The 15,368-nt window shown below is 68.4% G+C and carries 15 protein-coding genes; 7 read left to right on the top strand and 8 right to left on the bottom strand.

Annotation, left to right across the window (positions count from 1 at the left end; all coding sequences use genetic code 11):
* Positions 1-49 precede the first annotated feature (49 nt).
* Positions 50-979 (top strand): MmyB family transcriptional regulator, encoded by a 930-nt coding sequence (locus IH45_RS0101910; RefSeq protein ID WP_030660195.1) that lies wholly within the window; start codon positions 50-52, stop codon positions 977-979.
* Here IH45_RS0101910 and IH45_RS1000000148475 read toward each other — a convergent pair.
* From IH45_RS1000000148475 to IH45_RS0101895, 3 genes are all read right to left on the bottom strand, one after another.
* On the bottom strand, positions 961-1,845 hold the full coding sequence (locus IH45_RS1000000148475; RefSeq protein WP_032916639.1) for an MBL fold metallo-hydrolase: 885 nt from the start codon (positions 1,843-1,845) through the stop codon (positions 961-963). The two genes, IH45_RS0101910 and IH45_RS1000000148475, sit on opposite strands and share 19 nt — an antisense overlap.
* 127 nt (positions 1,846-1,972) lie before the next feature.
* Positions 1,973-2,911, bottom strand: a complete 939-nt coding sequence (locus IH45_RS1000000148470) for a recombinase zinc ribbon domain-containing protein (protein WP_030660190.1) — start codon at positions 2,909-2,911, stop codon at positions 1,973-1,975.
* Between the two features lie 291 nt (positions 2,912-3,202).
* Positions 3,203-3,445 (bottom strand): DNA-binding protein, encoded by a 243-nt coding sequence (locus IH45_RS0101895; RefSeq protein WP_234440396.1) that lies wholly within the window; start codon positions 3,443-3,445, stop codon positions 3,203-3,205.
* A 123-nt stretch (positions 3,446-3,568) separates the two neighbouring features.
* Between IH45_RS0101895 and IH45_RS1000000144930 the strand changes: the two genes are divergently transcribed.
* The 3 genes from IH45_RS1000000144930 to IH45_RS0101885 all read left to right on the top strand — a co-directional run bounded on the left by IH45_RS1000000144930 (position 3,569) and on the right by IH45_RS0101885 (position 6,179).
* Positions 3,569-4,441: a tyrosine-type recombinase/integrase gene (locus tag IH45_RS1000000144930; protein ID WP_050514452.1), complete on the top strand. Its 873-nt coding sequence runs from the start codon at positions 3,569-3,571 to the stop codon at positions 4,439-4,441.
* 36 nt (positions 4,442-4,477) lie between these two features.
* A complete protein-coding gene (locus IH45_RS01000000142975; RefSeq protein ID WP_158812843.1) occupies positions 4,478-5,197 on the top strand; it encodes a site-specific integrase in 720 nt (239 codons plus the stop codon).
* Between the two features lie 544 nt (positions 5,198-5,741).
* The gene (locus IH45_RS0101885; protein ID WP_030660185.1) at positions 5,742-6,179 is read left to right on the top strand and encodes a nuclear transport factor 2 family protein; all 438 of its coding nucleotides are present in this window, start codon (positions 5,742-5,744) and stop codon (positions 6,177-6,179) included.
* Between the two features lie 32 nt (positions 6,180-6,211).
* On the opposite strand, the gene IH45_RS0101880 is transcribed toward IH45_RS0101885, so the two are convergent.
* On the bottom strand, positions 6,212-7,084 hold the full coding sequence (locus IH45_RS0101880) for an AraC family transcriptional regulator (protein WP_030660183.1): 873 nt from the start codon (positions 7,082-7,084) through the stop codon (positions 6,212-6,214).
* Positions 7,085-7,250: 166 nt separating this feature from the next.
* Between IH45_RS0101880 and IH45_RS0101875 the strand changes: the two genes are divergently transcribed.
* Positions 7,251-8,429 carry a M24 family metallopeptidase gene (locus tag IH45_RS0101875; RefSeq protein WP_050514450.1) on the top strand — a complete coding sequence of 393 codons (1,179 nt, stop codon included), beginning with the start codon at positions 7,251-7,253 and terminating at the stop codon, positions 8,427-8,429.
* 110 nt (positions 8,430-8,539) lie between these two features.
* Here the strand turns inward: IH45_RS0101875 and IH45_RS0101870 are convergent, their stop codons facing one another.
* Together IH45_RS0101870 and IH45_RS0101865 are read right to left on the bottom strand one after the other, a co-directional pair.
* On the bottom strand, positions 8,540-9,538 hold the full coding sequence (locus IH45_RS0101870) for a zinc-binding dehydrogenase (protein ID WP_030660179.1): 999 nt from the start codon (positions 9,536-9,538) through the stop codon (positions 8,540-8,542).
* Positions 9,539-9,730: 192 nt separating this feature from the next.
* On the bottom strand, positions 9,731-10,927 hold the full coding sequence (locus tag IH45_RS0101865; RefSeq protein ID WP_050514449.1) for an FAD-dependent oxidoreductase: 1,197 nt from the start codon (positions 10,925-10,927) through the stop codon (positions 9,731-9,733).
* Between the two features lie 397 nt (positions 10,928-11,324).
* On the opposite strand from IH45_RS0101865, the gene IH45_RS0101860 reads away from it, so the two are divergent.
* Positions 11,325-11,969 (top strand): pentapeptide repeat-containing protein, encoded by a 645-nt coding sequence (locus IH45_RS0101860; protein ID WP_030660175.1) that lies wholly within the window; start codon positions 11,325-11,327, stop codon positions 11,967-11,969.
* 90 nt (positions 11,970-12,059) lie between these two features.
* On the opposite strand, the gene IH45_RS0101855 is transcribed toward IH45_RS0101860, so the two are convergent.
* Positions 12,060-12,557, bottom strand: coding sequence for a hypothetical protein (locus tag IH45_RS0101855; protein WP_030660172.1), 498 nt, complete (start codon positions 12,555-12,557; stop codon positions 12,060-12,062).
* Between the two features lie 331 nt (positions 12,558-12,888).
* On the opposite strand from IH45_RS0101855, the gene IH45_RS0101850 reads away from it, so the two are divergent.
* Entirely contained in the window at positions 12,889-14,235 is a 1,347-nt protein-coding gene (locus IH45_RS0101850; RefSeq protein ID WP_030660169.1) for an SGNH/GDSL hydrolase family protein, read from the top strand.
* A gap of 450 nt (positions 14,236-14,685) precedes the next feature.
* Here IH45_RS0101850 and IH45_RS0101845 read toward each other — a convergent pair whose 3' ends face one another.
* A complete protein-coding gene (locus tag IH45_RS0101845) occupies positions 14,686-15,306 on the bottom strand; it encodes an erythromycin esterase family protein (protein ID WP_267885117.1) in 621 nt (206 codons plus the stop codon).
* Positions 15,307-15,368: the final 62 nt, after the last annotated feature.

The following is a 15,368-nucleotide window of genomic DNA, read 5'->3' as shown; positions in this document are numbered from 1 at the left end:
GAAGTGTAGCGGTGGTTGACAAAGTGTTGAAGGGGGTGGAAAGCGGTCAATGTCCAGCTTCGGGTGGCTCGATGGCGAAAAGATGATCATGGAGGCACTTGCTAAGGGGCGTCAAAGGGGCGTTAAGGTCTTCGGCGTCTTTCCGTTACTTTTACCGTCAAGGAGGGGTAAAGCCCTGATGTCCAATAGGCACCGCGTAGGCGATTTTCTCCGGGAGTGGCGCGCCAAGATGGACCCCAACCTGGTCCCCGGCTTCACCGCCAGGTTCGGGCCGCGAAGCAAACCAGGCCTCACACAGGCCGAAATGGCGGTGCTCACTGGTGTGACGGAGAGCTGGTACCGGCGCCTGGAGGCCGGCGGCATCAACAACCCGAAAACGGAATGGTTGGAGCGCATCGTGCGCGCTCTCGACCTCAACGAGGCCAAGTGGTACACCCTGTTCGTGTACGGGAAGGGGCAAGAGCCGCCGCCCCTCTACCGCCCAACTGCAGTTATCGACCCCTCGACGGCCGCGGTGATTCAGGGGCAGCCATGGCCCGCGTACATATCCGACGCCTCGTGGGACATGCTCCTGTACAACGACCTGTGCGTCCGCAATTGGCCGTGGAACAAGTACGGCATCAACATCATGACCTGGTGCCTGACCTACCCCGAAGCCCGGCTTCAGCTGATCGACTGGGAAGAGTCCTGGGCCAAGCCCATGGCGTCCCAACTGCGTCTCGTGCACGAGTCCCGGCCGGAGAACCGCAGGCTCGCCGAAGTCGTCGCCGACATCAAAAAACGCGACAAGGTCGCAGCGCGACTTCTTACCGATGACCTCACGAGTGTCACGCACCCAGACGGCCACCGGCGTTGGATGTACCTGCCGAACCGCGGTGAAGAGGAATTCGAGGTCATCTTCCGCTGCTTCGCACCGCTCAGCGACCGTAGCCAGCGCATGATGTTCATCGTGCCGCCGGACTACTCCCTCGCGAGCTGAGCCATTCCCTCGACGAGCCCCATAGTCGTGGAAGGGCCGCCTTCTACGCCCGCTTCCTTATACGCAGCGGCAACAGCAGTGAAAAGCCGCTCAGGGTGCGCGAGATCGCCCGCGTAGGCCTCCTTGATCAGGCGGGCCGCGTCGGTCAACTCGACGCCACGCGAAGCATGGAAAGTGGCATCTTCGTGGACACGGGCGAGGCGGTCTCGGAAGGCGACCACGCCTGCCCGGCCGGTAATCTCACCGTGACCCGGTACGAACGTCGTGGCACCCGTACTCAGTAGCCGGTCGCAGGCCGCGATGCACGCGCTGAGGGAATCGGACCACACAATTATGTGGGCTCCGATGAACAGCACATCGCCGGCGAAGACCACGTGATCTCCGGGGACGTGCACAGCCACATCACCCTCGCTGTGCGCGGGGCCGAGGTCGATAAGTTCCACCGCCGCCCCTCCGACGTTCAGTTCCAGCGTGCTGGTGAACGTACGCGTCGCGCCGGTCACAGTGTTCCCGCTGAAGTCGAACACACCGATGTGCTCAGCGGCGTACGCAGTGACGGCAGACGTCGGAGCCGACCGGCCGAGCAGCGTCATCTGCTCCGGGCTGATCTCTTTGCACACGTGCTCGGCCGACGCAGCCGACGTGATGATCTCGGCATCCGGAAGGAGCTGGTTGCCCCATGTGTGGTCCCCGTTCTGGTGCGAGTTCACCACAGTGGTGATTTCCGCTGCGGGCACTGCCGCCTCGACCGCATCCAGCAGCAGGCGCGTGCCGGTCAACGTGAACTGGGTGTCCACCAGTAGAGCTTGTTCACCGGAGGCGACAAGCCCGCAGTTGCTGTATCCCCAGGCGGTGCTGTTGTGCATCCACGCCCACGTGGTGGGCGACAGCGGAACGAGGGAAGGGGACGCCAAGGCAGGCTCCAACTTGCTGAACGAAACGATGTGCGGACATGACGGTGCGCCCCGGCCGGCGGGGAGCACGAAACGGAGATCAGTTGGCGGGTGCCCGCCAGTCGATAACGATCCGCTCGTGCGGATCGGTGTGCCGCCCGCCCCCAGACGGCATAACGCGAACCTTGGAAACCTCCAAGGCGATGAGGGCTCGCTGAGAAGCCCGAGGCGCGGTTTCCCACCACGCGACGAAATCGGTGACGCCGGAGATCGGCACGTCCGCAATCTGCTCCAGGAACCGAAGCCGGGCCCGTGCTTCCCGCAGGTCCTCCTTGGTGGCCTTCTGTGCGGCCAGGAACGCCGAGCGCACCAGCAGGCCGCGCCCGTACAGGCCCCCCAGCTCCTTGAACCGCTCCTCGGCTCCACTGACGTGCTCGCGCAGACGCTGCACCTCGGCCCTGACGTCCTCCTGGACTTGAAGCAGCCGCTCATGAGTGCCAGGTCGCAGGACATCAGCGAGAACCTGCTCGGCTACGGCGCCCTCCAGGCGGTTGGCGTTCATGCGGACGCCACCACACGAAGGACGGCCTTCCTTGGGGGGAGGGCACCGGTAGCCGGGGTCCGCGCCACCGTCCACCCGCGCTCCATGCATGTGGAAGGTGCACCGGCCGCACTCTGACAGTCCGCTGGTGAGCAGGTAGTCGTGCGCTTCGCGAGGGGCAGTCTGCTCGCCGCGACGCTTAGCGAACAGCGCCTTCAACCTTCGGTGCTCATCCGGCGTGAGAACCGTTTCCCCGAAGTCCTCGATAGGGTCGCCGTTCTTGTCGAGGCCCGCCATGAGCGGGTTGAGGATGGCCCGCACGAAAGCCTCCGCGGTCCAAGGGTTCCCGCGCGCGTTGGTGTAGCCCTTGTCGGTGAGCTGGCGCACGACCGTGCCTACGGGCTCGTCCAAGAACAGCCGTGAAGCGCCCTCACGCAAGCCCTGGGCCTCCTGCTGGTGCAGCTCTCCAGGACGCACGTAGCCCGATAGCCGTGCCATGAATCTCCATCCATCGGGAGTGCGACCGCCCTGCCCATAGCGGCCTCTTAGCTCCGTAATAGGCCAATGTACTTGGGCGACATATGAGGTCTCTCCACTCCCTTAGAGAAGGCGGACATTTATGCAGGTCAGACACATGATTCGAATGTAACATCGAAACGTGACCTCGCTCACAAGGAAATTTTTGGTTGCCTAGGGCTATGGATCACCTCAGGCGAACGCCCGTGTAGAGCCTCCTCGGAGGGTAAAAGCGGGCGACCCTTCGGCAAATAGGCCGCAGCAAAAGATCGACTAATGAAGCCCAAGCGCCTCCCAGGCGGACGCCGTCGCCACCTTCGTCGTATCGCCCAGCGGAATCAGCTTCGCCGGGAACCGACCCTCCTCGATCAGCCGATACGCCTTGTCCGGCCCGATCTTGAAAGCGCGCGCAGCCGTCGCCACGCTGATAGCAAGCGGAAGCGCCAGCACCTCCTCCACGGACATGTCCCCGCGCTCGGAGGCGGGTGCAGCAGAACCGATCACAGATGTGGTCATAGGTGGTCAAATCCTTCATCCCCGCGCCACCTGACCGGAAGCATACGAGAGCCAAGGAAGCGCGAGTTCCGCTACAGAATGATCAGGACACGCAAGGAAACCCCAGCTCAAACAGGAGCCTGCGTGTTCGACGGAACCACCTACAAGCGATGCTCGTGCACGGAGCCGGTGCTCGACGACGCCGACCGGCCGGTGCTCAGGCCCGACGGCAAACCCAAGCGTCGGGAGATCGGCTCGGCCTGCCCGGACCTGAAGAAGCGAGACCATGGCTCTTGGGCCTATTACCTCAACCTCCCCGATGGCCCACGCGGCGAACGGCGCCGGCCCCGCAAGAGCGGCTTTCGAACCCAGGCCGACGCGAAGGCGGCAGCACAGAAGCTCTGGGATGAGGCCCAGGGCGGCGTCGACATCGACTCCAAGGAAACGGTCGCGCAGTACCTGCGCCGCTGGCTGCGCCAGCGCGTCGACCTCAAGCGCAGCACCCGCAAGGACTACGAGGACTACGTCGAGCGAATATTCATCCCCGCCCTCGGCCACCTCCCCCTGCGCCAACTGCGTAAGCGCCACATCCAGGAGATGTTCGAAGGGATCTGGGCCCTCAACGAAACCAAGGCGGCCAACCGGCTCGCAGCGCAGCAGGCCAAGGCCGAGTGCGACGACGCCCATCGAGCATGGAAGTCTGCGGCCAAGCCTCGTCCACCGCACCTGCGCCAGCGGTGGGACAAGGCCAAAGCGGCGCTTCGTAAAGCACGTCAGAAGCCGCGCAGAGAGACAGGCCCGGGCACACAGAAGAAGTTCAAAGACACCCTCTCTGCCGCACTCGACGCCGCCGTCGCCGAAAAGCTGATCACAGAGAACTTCACCAAGGGCGTCACCCTCCCTAAGTACGAACGCCCTGAAGCTCTCGTCTGGACGGACGAACGTGTCGCCCGCTGGCGCGAAACAGGAGAAATCCCTGGACCCGTCATGGTCTGGACGCCGCAACAGACCGGGTAGTTCCTCGACGGCGCAACCGACCACCGCATGTACCCCATGTGGCACCTCGCGGTCTTCAGAGCGACACGACGCGGCGAAACCGTCGGCCTCCCGTGGACGGAAACGGACCTTGAAGCCGGAACGATCAAGGTCGTCGAGCAACTGGTCAAGGGCCGCACATACAGCGAGGTCTGGGAAGACACCCCCAAGAGCCGCAGTGGACGCCGCACCGTCACCCTGGACGACGTGACCCGCGCACTGCTCCGAGCTGTGCGCCAGGCACAGAAAGCCGAGCGCGAAGCCTGGGAAGCAAAACACCTGGCCGAACCCGAGAAGTACGGCCCCTACGTCAACTCAGGCCGCGTGTTCACCACCGAGGACGGAAGCCCCCACAACCCGGACAACGTATCGCAAGCCTTCGACCGCCTGGTCAAAAGGCTCGGCCTCCCTCCGATCCGCCTTCATGACCTTCGCCATTGCGCCGCGTCGCTGAGCCTCGCGGCCGGCCTGTCCATGAAGGCCATCCAAGCTCTCCTCGGCCACAGCAACTACTCGCTCACCGCCGACACCTACACCTCGCTCATGCCGCAGTTCGACCAGGCAGCGGCGAACGCGCCGGTCGCCCTCGTACCGCGAGCAAACGCGACCGAGGACAGTGCTACTCCGAAGCTGACCCTCGTCGTCTCGGCCGTAGAACCAGAACAGCCTGGGGGCAGCGGGGACGGCAAGGACGGTGTCGACGGTGGATCCGCCCCCTGCCAGGTGAAGTCAGCGTGAGGGCGCGGTTATGCCTGGCGAGCGCGAATGCGAAGCGTTGGACTAGCAGATGCCAGGGCGGCACTGACCTGCGGGAACTCGTGTCCGCGCTCCGGGGCCAGGCCGGTTTGCGCAAGAAGGGGCGGTCGGGGACTGTCCGTGGACAGAACGTGGACAGAAGGCCGGGGACAGGCAGGGGAAGATGAGGAAAACGAAGGAAGGGCTTGCGGTATCGCGGGCGGCGGGGGTACTTGCTGAGGGGCCTCCGAGCTGGCGAAACTCCCCTTGAGGCGACGTTCTGCCGTCGCAGGAAGGCAGGTTGGGGATCGCTCCGAACTGCTGCTTATCCGGCTCGATTCCCGACCGGAAGGCTCTTGTAAAGCGTAGGTCGTCGGTTCGAACCCGACAGGGGGCTCTAGCTGTGACCAGGTAAAACGCACTGAGAACGCCCCTCCGGAAGATCTTCCGGAGGGGCGTTCTCGCTGTTCGGAGGGTGTGGGGCCCAGGTTGTGAGGAGGTGCGGGAACGCGGTTCCGGATCTGGCGCCGCGCTCTAGGCTGTGCACATGACGGGTCTGCAGCGGCACCCCCTCGTAGAGGCGGCGGTTCGTTATCACCAGGCGGTTGCCCGTGGTGCTGTCGGTGAGGAACTGGCCGGGTTCTTTCATGAGGATGTTGTGCAGCGTGAGTACCCCAACGCCCTCTTTCCGGATGGGGCGGTGCGGGATCTGCCTGCCATCCTTGAGGCGGCTGAGCGGGGGCGCGGCGTGTTGCGGTGTCAGAGCTTCGAGGTGCTCAACGCTGTCGCGGTGGGTGAGCAGGTAGCTCTTGAGGTGGACTGGGCCGGGACGCTGGCGGTTGCGTTGGGGGATCTGCCTGTCGGGCACGTGCTGCGTGCTCGTATCGCGGTTTTTATGGAGTTTCGCGACGGCCGGATCGTTGCTCAGCGTAACTATGACTGTTATAAGCGTCGGCGGTCGGCCGGGCAGGGCGAGGCCGGCTAAACCCGGCCTCGCCCGCTGCTTCCGGCCCTGCATCAGCCGGCTTCCCGCACCCTCTCCACCGGAATCCAAAGCTCCGCATCCGCCTGCGACGAGTCCTTCGACAACCGGGTACGCAGAATTTCCGGTCCCGGCCGGCTCTGGTACGGGTTGGACGGGAACCACTGGGTGAACACGTCGCGCCAAAGGAACTGCAACGCCTCCGGGAACGGGCCGGAATTCTCGAAGACCGCCCAGGTGCCGGCCGGGACGAGCAGAGCGTCCAGGTCGTCCGGGGCGGGCGCCTGGCTCACCACGGCGTGGTAGTAGTCGAGTTCGGTGCCCTCGGCCCGGCTCGGGGCGAGGTCGTCGCAGACGGCGACGATGCCTTCCGGCTGCTGGTCGGACAGTGCCGTGATCCGGTCCAGGGTCTCCTGGCCGATGCTGCGGATGAAGTCCGCGATCGCCGGGTTCACGCCCTGGTGGACGAGCGGAACCCGGGCCTTCTTGCCGATCACATGGAACTGTTCCTTCTCCACGACCCGGTACCGCATGCTGCTGCTCCCCTCGATGATGAGACGGAAGGACATCCGGGGCTGGGAGTGCAGGGCGGCGCCGGTGCGCCGGGCCTCACCCGGTCCCACACCGTGTACGGCCCGGAACGCGCGGGCGAACGCTTCGCCCGATCCGTAGCCGTACCGCACCGCGATCTCCAGCAGCGTCCGCTCCCCGGCGAGCACCTCGGCCCCCGCGACGGTGAGCCGCCGACGCCGGATGTACTCCGACAGCGAGACACCCGCCAGCGCGGAGAACATCCGGCGGAAGTGGTACTCCGACGTCATCGCGATCCGCGCCAGCTCGCCCACCTCGATCCTCTGGTCGAGATGGGACTCGATGTGTTCCAGGGCCTCGTTCAGCCGCTCCAGCACTCCGGATCTCCTTCCTTTGCGTTCATCACGTTAGGAAGATCGCATGTGGGCGGGCCCGACAGTTTGTGCCCGGTTCGGTCGGGGGTGGTCGAGCCCGGGTGGGGGTGCTTGTCGGTGGCGTGTTTCCTCGGGTGCGCCGTACGCGTAACGGCGTAGGTTCACCGGCATGGTGACTGCGACGGGGCGGGTGCATCACGAGCGGCGCATGACGCGGGCGGCCCGGGCCGCGGCGGATGCCGGGCTGGCGGGGCTGATCGTGACGCCCGGGCCCTTGATGGTGTGGTTGTGCGGCTACACCCCCGCGCGCTTCAGAGGGCTGATGACCGCGCTGGTCATCGCCTCGGAGCCCGCGGAGCGGCGGCCGCAACTGCTGGTTCCGGCGGATGAGAAGGCCGTCGCGGAGCAGGCTCCCGGAGCGGACGCGCTGGAGCTGACCGCTTGGGCTGCGGGTGCGACGGGTGCGGCAGGCGCTGCGGGTGCGGCAGGCGCGGCAGGCGCGGCGGACCCGTATGCCCTGCTGGCGAACTGGCTGGTCCCAGAGGGACGTTACGCGATCTCGGACATGACATGGGCACGCGACCTGCTGGCCTTGCAGCGCGTCGCGCCGGGGACCTCCTACCTCGCAGTGACGGAGGCGCTGCCAATGCTGCGCGCCGTAAAGGATGCCCACGAGGTGGCGCGGCTGGCGGCTGCGGCCGCGGCCTCGGACGCCACGTACGAGGCAGCCCTCGGGCTGCGCTTCGCTGGGCGGCGCGAACGGGAAGTGGCCGCCGACCTCGGGCGGCTGCTCAGCGCGAACGGGCACGAGACGGTCGTCTTCACGGTGGTGGGGTCCGGCCCCAACGGGGCCGACCCGCAGCACGAGGCGGGCGATCGGGTCATTGGGGACGGGGACATTGTGGTGCTCGACTTCGCCGGCCTGAAGGATGGCTACGGTTCGAACACCGGCCGCACCGTACGGGTGGGTTCGCCGCCGTCCTCCGAGGAGCGCAAGGTGTACGAGGTTGTCCGGGAGGCGCAGCAGGCGGCCTTCGAGGCGGTACGGCCGGGTGCGGCCTGCCAGGAGATCGACCGGGCGGCCCGGAGGGTCATCAAGGCGGCGGGTTACGGGGAGTACTTCACCCACCGTACGGGCCGGGGAATCGGTTCCCTCACGCACGAACCGCCGTATCTGGTGGAGGGTGAGCAACTGCCCCTGGTTCCCGGGATGTGCTTCTCGATCGAGCCGGGGATCTACCTTCCGGGGCGGTTCGGCGTACGGATCGGGGACATCGTGACGTGCACGGATGCAGGTGGGCGGTGGCTGAACGGCAGTGAGCGGGTGGGGATGGGGGTGGTGAGCTGAGGGGAAGGGGGAGGGGAGGGGCGTAGGGCCGTACGCCGGGCGGGCGCTGTGGCCCTACGGAATGACGACATCACGGAATCAGGACGTCACGGAGTCACGACGTCACGGAGTCACGGCATCAGCACAACTTTCCCCATCGTCCCCCGGCTCACCAGAGCCCGGTGTGCTGCTGCCGCCTCCGCGAGCGGGAAGCGCTGTACCTCCGGTATGAGGCGGCCCGCCGCCGCCTCGGCGAGGGACTCGGTCTCCAGAGTGCGCATCGGATTGTCGCCGCCTGCTTTGGCCAGCATTACGGGGCCGAATACGGACTCGGAGGTGATGCCGCGCTCGGTCAGCTCGCCCTCCGCGAACTCCAGCGGGCCGCCCGAGGACCAGCCGAAGACAAGGTGTCGACCGCCCCGGACGAGCAGGTCCACGGCGGCGCGGCCCGGCTCGCCGCCCACGGAGTCGAAGACGATGGTGGCGCCCGGAATTGCGCGCAGTTTCAGGAACGCGCGCACTACTGAGGGCCAGCCGGCGTTGGTGTAGTCCACCGCGAGGTCGGCGCCCAGCTTCCGTACGCGTTCGACCTTGGCCGGGCCGCCCGCGAGGCCGATGACGGTGGCGCCGGTGTTCTTCGCGTACTGGACGAGAAGTGAGCCGATGCCGCCGGCCGCGGCCGGGACGAGGGCGACGTCGGCGGCGGTGAGGTCGGCGAAGCGGAGGATGCCCATGGTGGTGCGGCCGGTGCCGATCATGGCGACGGCCTGGGCCTCGTCCAGATTGCCGGGGATGTCGTGGAGCTTTTCGGCGTCGACGACGGCCTGCTCGGCGTAGCCGCCCGGGTTCATGCCCAGGTGGGCGACGACACGGCGGCCCAGCCACGCGGGGTCCGTGCCCTCGCCGAGGGCGTCGACCGTGCCCGCGACCTCCCGGCCGGGGATGGTCGGCAGGTCGGGGAGCGGGGCCGGGCCGCCCGCGATGCCCTCGCGCAGCGCGGTGTCGAGCAGGTGGACGCCGGCCGCCGCCACGGAGATCCGGACCTGGCCGGGGCCGGGCAGCGGGGTCTCGGTTCGCTCGTAGACGAGGTTCTCGGCGGGGCCGAAGGCGTGCAGGCGGATCGCGTGCATGGTGGTTCTCCAGAGGTGCAGTAGGGCGGGCGTACTGGTGGATGGCGGTTCTGGGACGGGGCCTGGAAAGGCGTGGCCGTCCGGGACCGATGGCCCTCACTCTGGAGCCTCAACTTTGATTGAGGTCAAGGTCGGTTGCTGTCAGGGCTCACTGGTTGTCAGCGCCCACTGGTTGTCAGGGCCCACTGGTTGTCAGCGTCCGGTGTCGGTACTGGTGCCGGTGGGTACGTACGGCTCCGCGCGGTCGGCCCTGGTGGAACGGAGCGCCAGCGTGCTCGCCTCCAGAGCGCTGCTGAACGAGACCTCACTGAGTACGCCGGGTGCCGCCACCTGATCGCCGACCAGGTAAACACCGTCCCCGCGCTCGACGGCGGGCCGGTCGCGCCAGGTGGTGCCGGGCAGGTCCACCGCACCCGTACGCCCGAGGGCGAGCGCATCGCATCGCCAGGTCAGGCGCTCGCGCCACTGCGGGAAACCGGCGTCCAGCAGGCGCTCGGCGCGGGCGATGCCGTCGGCGCGGTTCTCGTCCGGGCCGATGCCGACCTGGCACTGGAGGAGTTCCTCGCCGTGCGGGGCGAGGGAGCGGTCCTGAGCGGTGAAACGTTCGACCCAGCCGGGGAAGTCGAGGCTGGAGATCGCGAACAGGTCACCGCGCCGGGAACGCAGAGCGATGTCGAGCAGCACTGTGCGGGCGCTGTCCCAGGTCAGACGCTCGTCCTTGAGGAGGGCGCGGGCGGATTCGAGGTGCGTCGCGACGATTACCGGGCCGCCCTCGGGCAGTGCGTCGACGCGGGCTCCGGTTTCGATGCGTACGCCCAACTGACGTGCGTGGTCGGCCATACGAGTGATCAGTTCGCCCCAGCCACCCCGGATGTAGTGGGCTTCGGGCGGGAACGAGGTGGTACGGCGCAGCCGCTCCTGGACGAAGGCGGCGGAGAGCGCGCCGGGGTCGTGATGGAACGTCGCGACGCCGACGTAGTGGGCGGCAGCGCGGGCTGCCGCCTCGCCTTCCTGGGAGACGGCCCAGCTGAAGAAGTCGCGGTCCACCGGCGCGTTCTTGTGGCCGCGCAGCTTGAGCAGGCCGGCCGGAGGGACGCGGCGCAGCACCCCGTCGCGGTGGAAGCGGAATCGGGCGGCCTGGAGGGGCGGCAGCGGAGCGAGGGGCTTGAGGAGGCCGCGCTGTTTGAGCCAGGTCCAGTGCGGGCCGCCGTTGTAGAGCGCGTGCGGGCCTTCGTTCGTACGGTACGGGCCGTCGGCGGTGCGGGCCCGGCCGCCGAGCGAACGGTGCGCCTCGTAGAGGGTGACCGCGGCGCCGCCCTCGGCGCAGGAGATGGCCGCGGTCAGGCCCGCGAAACCGCCTCCGACGATGGTGATGGCAGGTCGTCGCATGGTGGGTCCTCCTTGGGTTGGTGTGCCAGGGCTGGTGTGCCAGGGCTGGTGTGGGAATCGCCGGGGCCCGAGCGGTTGAGTGGTCCTCGCGGATGGGACGAGTGGGGTGGCGGCGGTTGTGACACGCGTGCGGGGGCGGAGGCATCTGCGCTGGTCAGGGGCTGGGTTCGGGCGATTGTCAGTGGGGTGGTTCACGATGGGGTCAGTCGGCGGTGCGCGGGCGGAAGTGGCAGGGAGATGCGGGAGGCGGTGGGCAGGCGTGTGGGAGCGTGACGACGGGGCGCGGCGGCCGGGGCGGACGGGGCGGACAGGACCGGTGGTTGGGGAGGGCCGATCGGTGGGGGAGGGGCGTGCGGCCGTCGGACCGGAGGGGCGAGCGGCGTCTACGGGCCGGGCCGTGCGGGAGGTGCGGCGGCCGTCGGTGCGGCTGCCGGAGCTGAGCCCGTACACGGACGCGGAGTTGGAGACCGAGGGGGATTACGACGGGCTGGAGTTCGCGGGCACCGACCTGACGGGGCAGGCGGGGCGCGGCGCCCGGTTCATGGACTGTGCGGTGCGGCGGTGCGCGCTGGACGAGACGGTCCTGAGCCGGGCGCGCTTCATAGACAGCGTGCTGGACGGGGTGCGCGGTGTGGGGACGGACCTGTCGCAGGCGTCGCTACGCGATGTCGAGGTCCTGGACGCCCGGCTCGGCGGCGTTCAGATGCACGGGGCGGTGCTGGAGCGGGTCGTGGTGCGCGGCGGGAAGATCGACTTCCCCAATCTGCGCAAGGCGAAGCTGAAGGACGTCGCGTTCGAGGGCTGCGTGCTGGTCGAGGCGGACTTCGGCGGAGCGGAGCTGGAGCGGGTGAGCTTCGACGACTGCACGCTGACCCGGGTGGATTTCAGTGGTGTACGGATGAGAGACGTCGACCTGCGCGGGGTCGCCCGCCTGGACATCGCGCGGGGCGTCGACCGGCTGTCGGGCGCGGTGATCAGCCCGGCCCAGCTGATGGACTTGGCGCCGGCGTTCGCGGCGGAGATGGGGGTGCGGGTGGAATGAGGGCGGCAGGGGAGGACCAGGGGGTGCGGGCGGCGGCCCGGATGCGGGCCCGGGCCCGCATCCGCGGGGGCGGTGCGGCTGTGCGACCGCTCAGACACGGGGGAAGCGGGCCTGGAGGTCCCATACGGCCGGGTTGTCGGCGAGCCCGTCGTGCAGGTCGGTGAGGTCGGCGATCAGGTCGTGCAGGAAGTCGCGGGCCTCGCGGCGCAGCTCGGAGTGCTGGAAGGTGAGCGGGGCCTCGTCGCCCGGCATCCAGTCGGCGTCGACGTCCACCCAGCCGAAGCGGCGCTCGAAGTACATCCGGTCCGCCGATTCGGTGAAATCCAGCTCGGCGTACTGCGGCTGCGCGGCGCGGTTGCCGAGCGGATCGCGGTCGATCCGTTCCACGATGTCGCACAGAGCCCAGGCGAAGTCCAGCACCGGCACCCAGCCCCAGGCGGTCGAGACCTCACGGTCCGCCTTGGTGTCGGCCAGGTAGACGTCGCCGCAGAAGAGGTCGTGGCGCAGGGCCCGTACGTCCGCGGTGCGGTAGTCCGTTTGCGGCGGGTCCGGAAAACGGCGGGAAAGGGAGTAGCCGAGGTCGATCACATCCTCGATGGTGTCACGCTCGTACGTTCGTCCGCGCCGCCGCGGTCGGTACAGCCGCCGGGGGTGTCGCCGACCGCGGGCACAGCCCACGCGTGACGAATCGGGTCGGCGGGCCGGGTCAACGAGCCAGAACAATGAGCCGGGCCGACGAGCCGGACCGACGTGCCAGATCAATGAGCCGGACCGACGAATCCAACCGAACCAACCAACCAGCCGGGGCAAGCCCCCGGATCAACGGGCTCGGGTCAACGAACCTGGGTCGACGAGCCCGGGGCAACGAACCCGGGTCAACCAACTCGGATCAACGCATCCGACCAGTCAGAGGGTGGGGATGACCATGTCAGGTACCAAGGCCAGACGCTCGGGCGTCGCGCTGTTCGCCGCCGCGGCGCTGGTGGCGCTGCCGGTGCTCGGTACGGAGCGGGACGCGGCCGCCGTGGCCGCGTCGGCTCCGATGGCGAGTGCGGGGGCCGTGGGCACGGGGGAGAGCAGCACCTCGTCCGGTGATCGCGGCAGCGGCCAGCGGTGGCGCGGCGCCTGGGCGACTTCGCCGCAGGCACCGCACGCGCTGATGCCGAACTGGTCGGTGGCGGGCTTCACCGATCACACGGTCCGGCAGGTGGTGCGGGTCAGCACGGGCGGCACCAAGGCCCGTATCGAGCTGTCCAACCGCTACGGCCGTACGCCGCTGAAGGTGACCGGCGCGACCATCGCCCGTGCGGGCAAGGGGGCGTCGGTGCAGGACGGTTCTGTACGGCACCTGTCCTTCGGGCGGCACCGGTCGGTGACCATACCGGCGGGTGGCGAGGTACGCAGCGACGGGCTGCCGATGAAGGTCCGGGCGCTGGAGTCGGTGACCGTAACGCTGTACCTGGCCGGTCCGACCGGTCCGGCCACCTTCCACCAGGCGGCCTTGGCCACGACCTACCGCGCGAAGGGCGACCACCGGTCGGACACCGGCGCGGCGGCGTTCACGGAGAAGTCCGAGTCCTGGTACTACCTGTCGGGTGTCGAGGTCTCCGGCGGCAAGGACGACGCGCGCCGGAAGGCGGTGGTGGCCTTCGGCGACTCCATCACCGACGGGTACGGCGCCACCACCGACACGAACCGCCGCTACCCGGACGCGCTCGCCGAGCGCTTCGCGGCCACCGGACGCCCGCGCGGCGTGCTCAACCAGGGCATCGGCGGCAACCGGGTGACCGCGGACTCGTCGTGGGCCGGGGAGAAGGGCGTGGCCCGCTTCCGGCACGACGTACTCGGCGAGCCGAACGTGGGCTCGGTCATCGTGCTGGAGGGGATCAACGACATCGGCGCCAGCGAGTCGCCGAACTGGCCCGACGGGCCGGCCCCTGACGTGTCGGTCGCCCAACTCATCCAGGGCCACAAGTCGTTGATCCGTCAGGCGCACGCGGCCGGGGTGAAGGTGATCGGCGCGACGGTCACGCCGTTCAAGGGCGCCGACTACTACTCCGAGCGCGGCGAGGCCAAGCGCGACGCGCTCAACACCTGGATACGCACCTCCGGCGAGTACGACGCCGTAGTCGATCTGGACCGAGCCCTGTCCGACCCGTCCGACCACGACCGCATCGCCCCGGCCTACGATTCCGGCGACCACCTCCACCCGAGCGACGCGGGGTACCGCGCGATGGCCGAGGCGGTGGATCTGGACGAGTTGTGAGGCGGTGAGGCAGTGAGGCGGTGGTGCGGGCGGTGACGGAGGAGGAAGCCGCGGCTGAGGTGGTTCTTGTTGGGGCTGGGCGGCTGGGCCCTCGTGCATGCGGTGGCCGATGTCGCGGCTGCCGAGGTCGCTAGCCTCGGACAGGGGCGTACGGGTCACAGGGACGTACGGGTCACAGGGACGTACGGGTCGCAGGGACGTACGGACCACAGGCTCGGTACGAGCTACCTCGTCCAGATCCGCAGCCGTATGCCCGGGGCGGCCGTGTCACGCGCGGCCGCCTGGGCACCGGCTGCGGCCTGCCCAGCCGTCCGCGTCGCCTCCGGGGCCGCGGGCCGGGCACAGAGTGGCTGAGGTGACCGGCTTGGCTGCTTGAGGCTGGGGCGGAACCGGAACCGGAACCGGAGCGGGAGCCGGGACTGGGACTGGCACCGGGGTCGGCGTCGGGCGTTACGGCTTCGGCTTCGTCTTCTTGGCCGCGCTGACCTCGTGGAGGTGGATGAGGACGTCGAAGGAGCGGCCGATCGCGACGCGAGCGTCCGGGTGGGGGTACTCGGTGCCGATGTTGCGCGTGGGACGGGTGGAATTCAGCCAGGTGCGGGCGGCCGGCGGGGCGTGGCGTACGTCGAGGTAGAAGTCCCGGTGGCGGACCTTGTCGAGGACGTACTCGTTCGTGGTGGGCTTCGGGGCGCCTACGGTGAATTCCTTCCAGTCGCCGGTGAGGGCGGCGTCCTTCGACAGGAAGGAGCCTTGGTAGAAGGTGAAGCCGATGGGGAGGTAATTCTCGCCGAGCATGTCGCGCAGGAACGAGCCCTGTGTCTTCGGGTACAGCTCGGGGTCGCCGGCGGCGTAGCCGACGTGGTCGTTCTGCGCCGAAAGCAGGATCTTGTGGCCGGTGCGCCGTTGCCACCAGGTGATGTTCCGGGCCATCACCTCGTCGCGGAAGCGCTGGGCGGCGGTGACCGAGGCCGGGTCGTTGACGTCCATGGTGAGGAACTTGGTGGTCTGCGCGATGAACTGGGCGTTCTGCACGGCCCATGCGTAGGCGTCTTCGTCGGTCCCGGCCCCAATCCCGGCCCCAATCCCGGCCCCGGTTCCGGCTTTGTTCCCAGCCCCAGCCCCAGCCCCAGCCC

It is taken from the genome of Streptomyces rimosus subsp. rimosus (assembly GCF_000720725.1).
Classification (GTDB): domain Bacteria; phylum Actinomycetota; class Actinomycetes; order Streptomycetales; family Streptomycetaceae; genus Streptomyces; species Streptomyces rimosus_A.
This window is presented reverse-complemented; position numbering and strand designations above follow the sequence as displayed.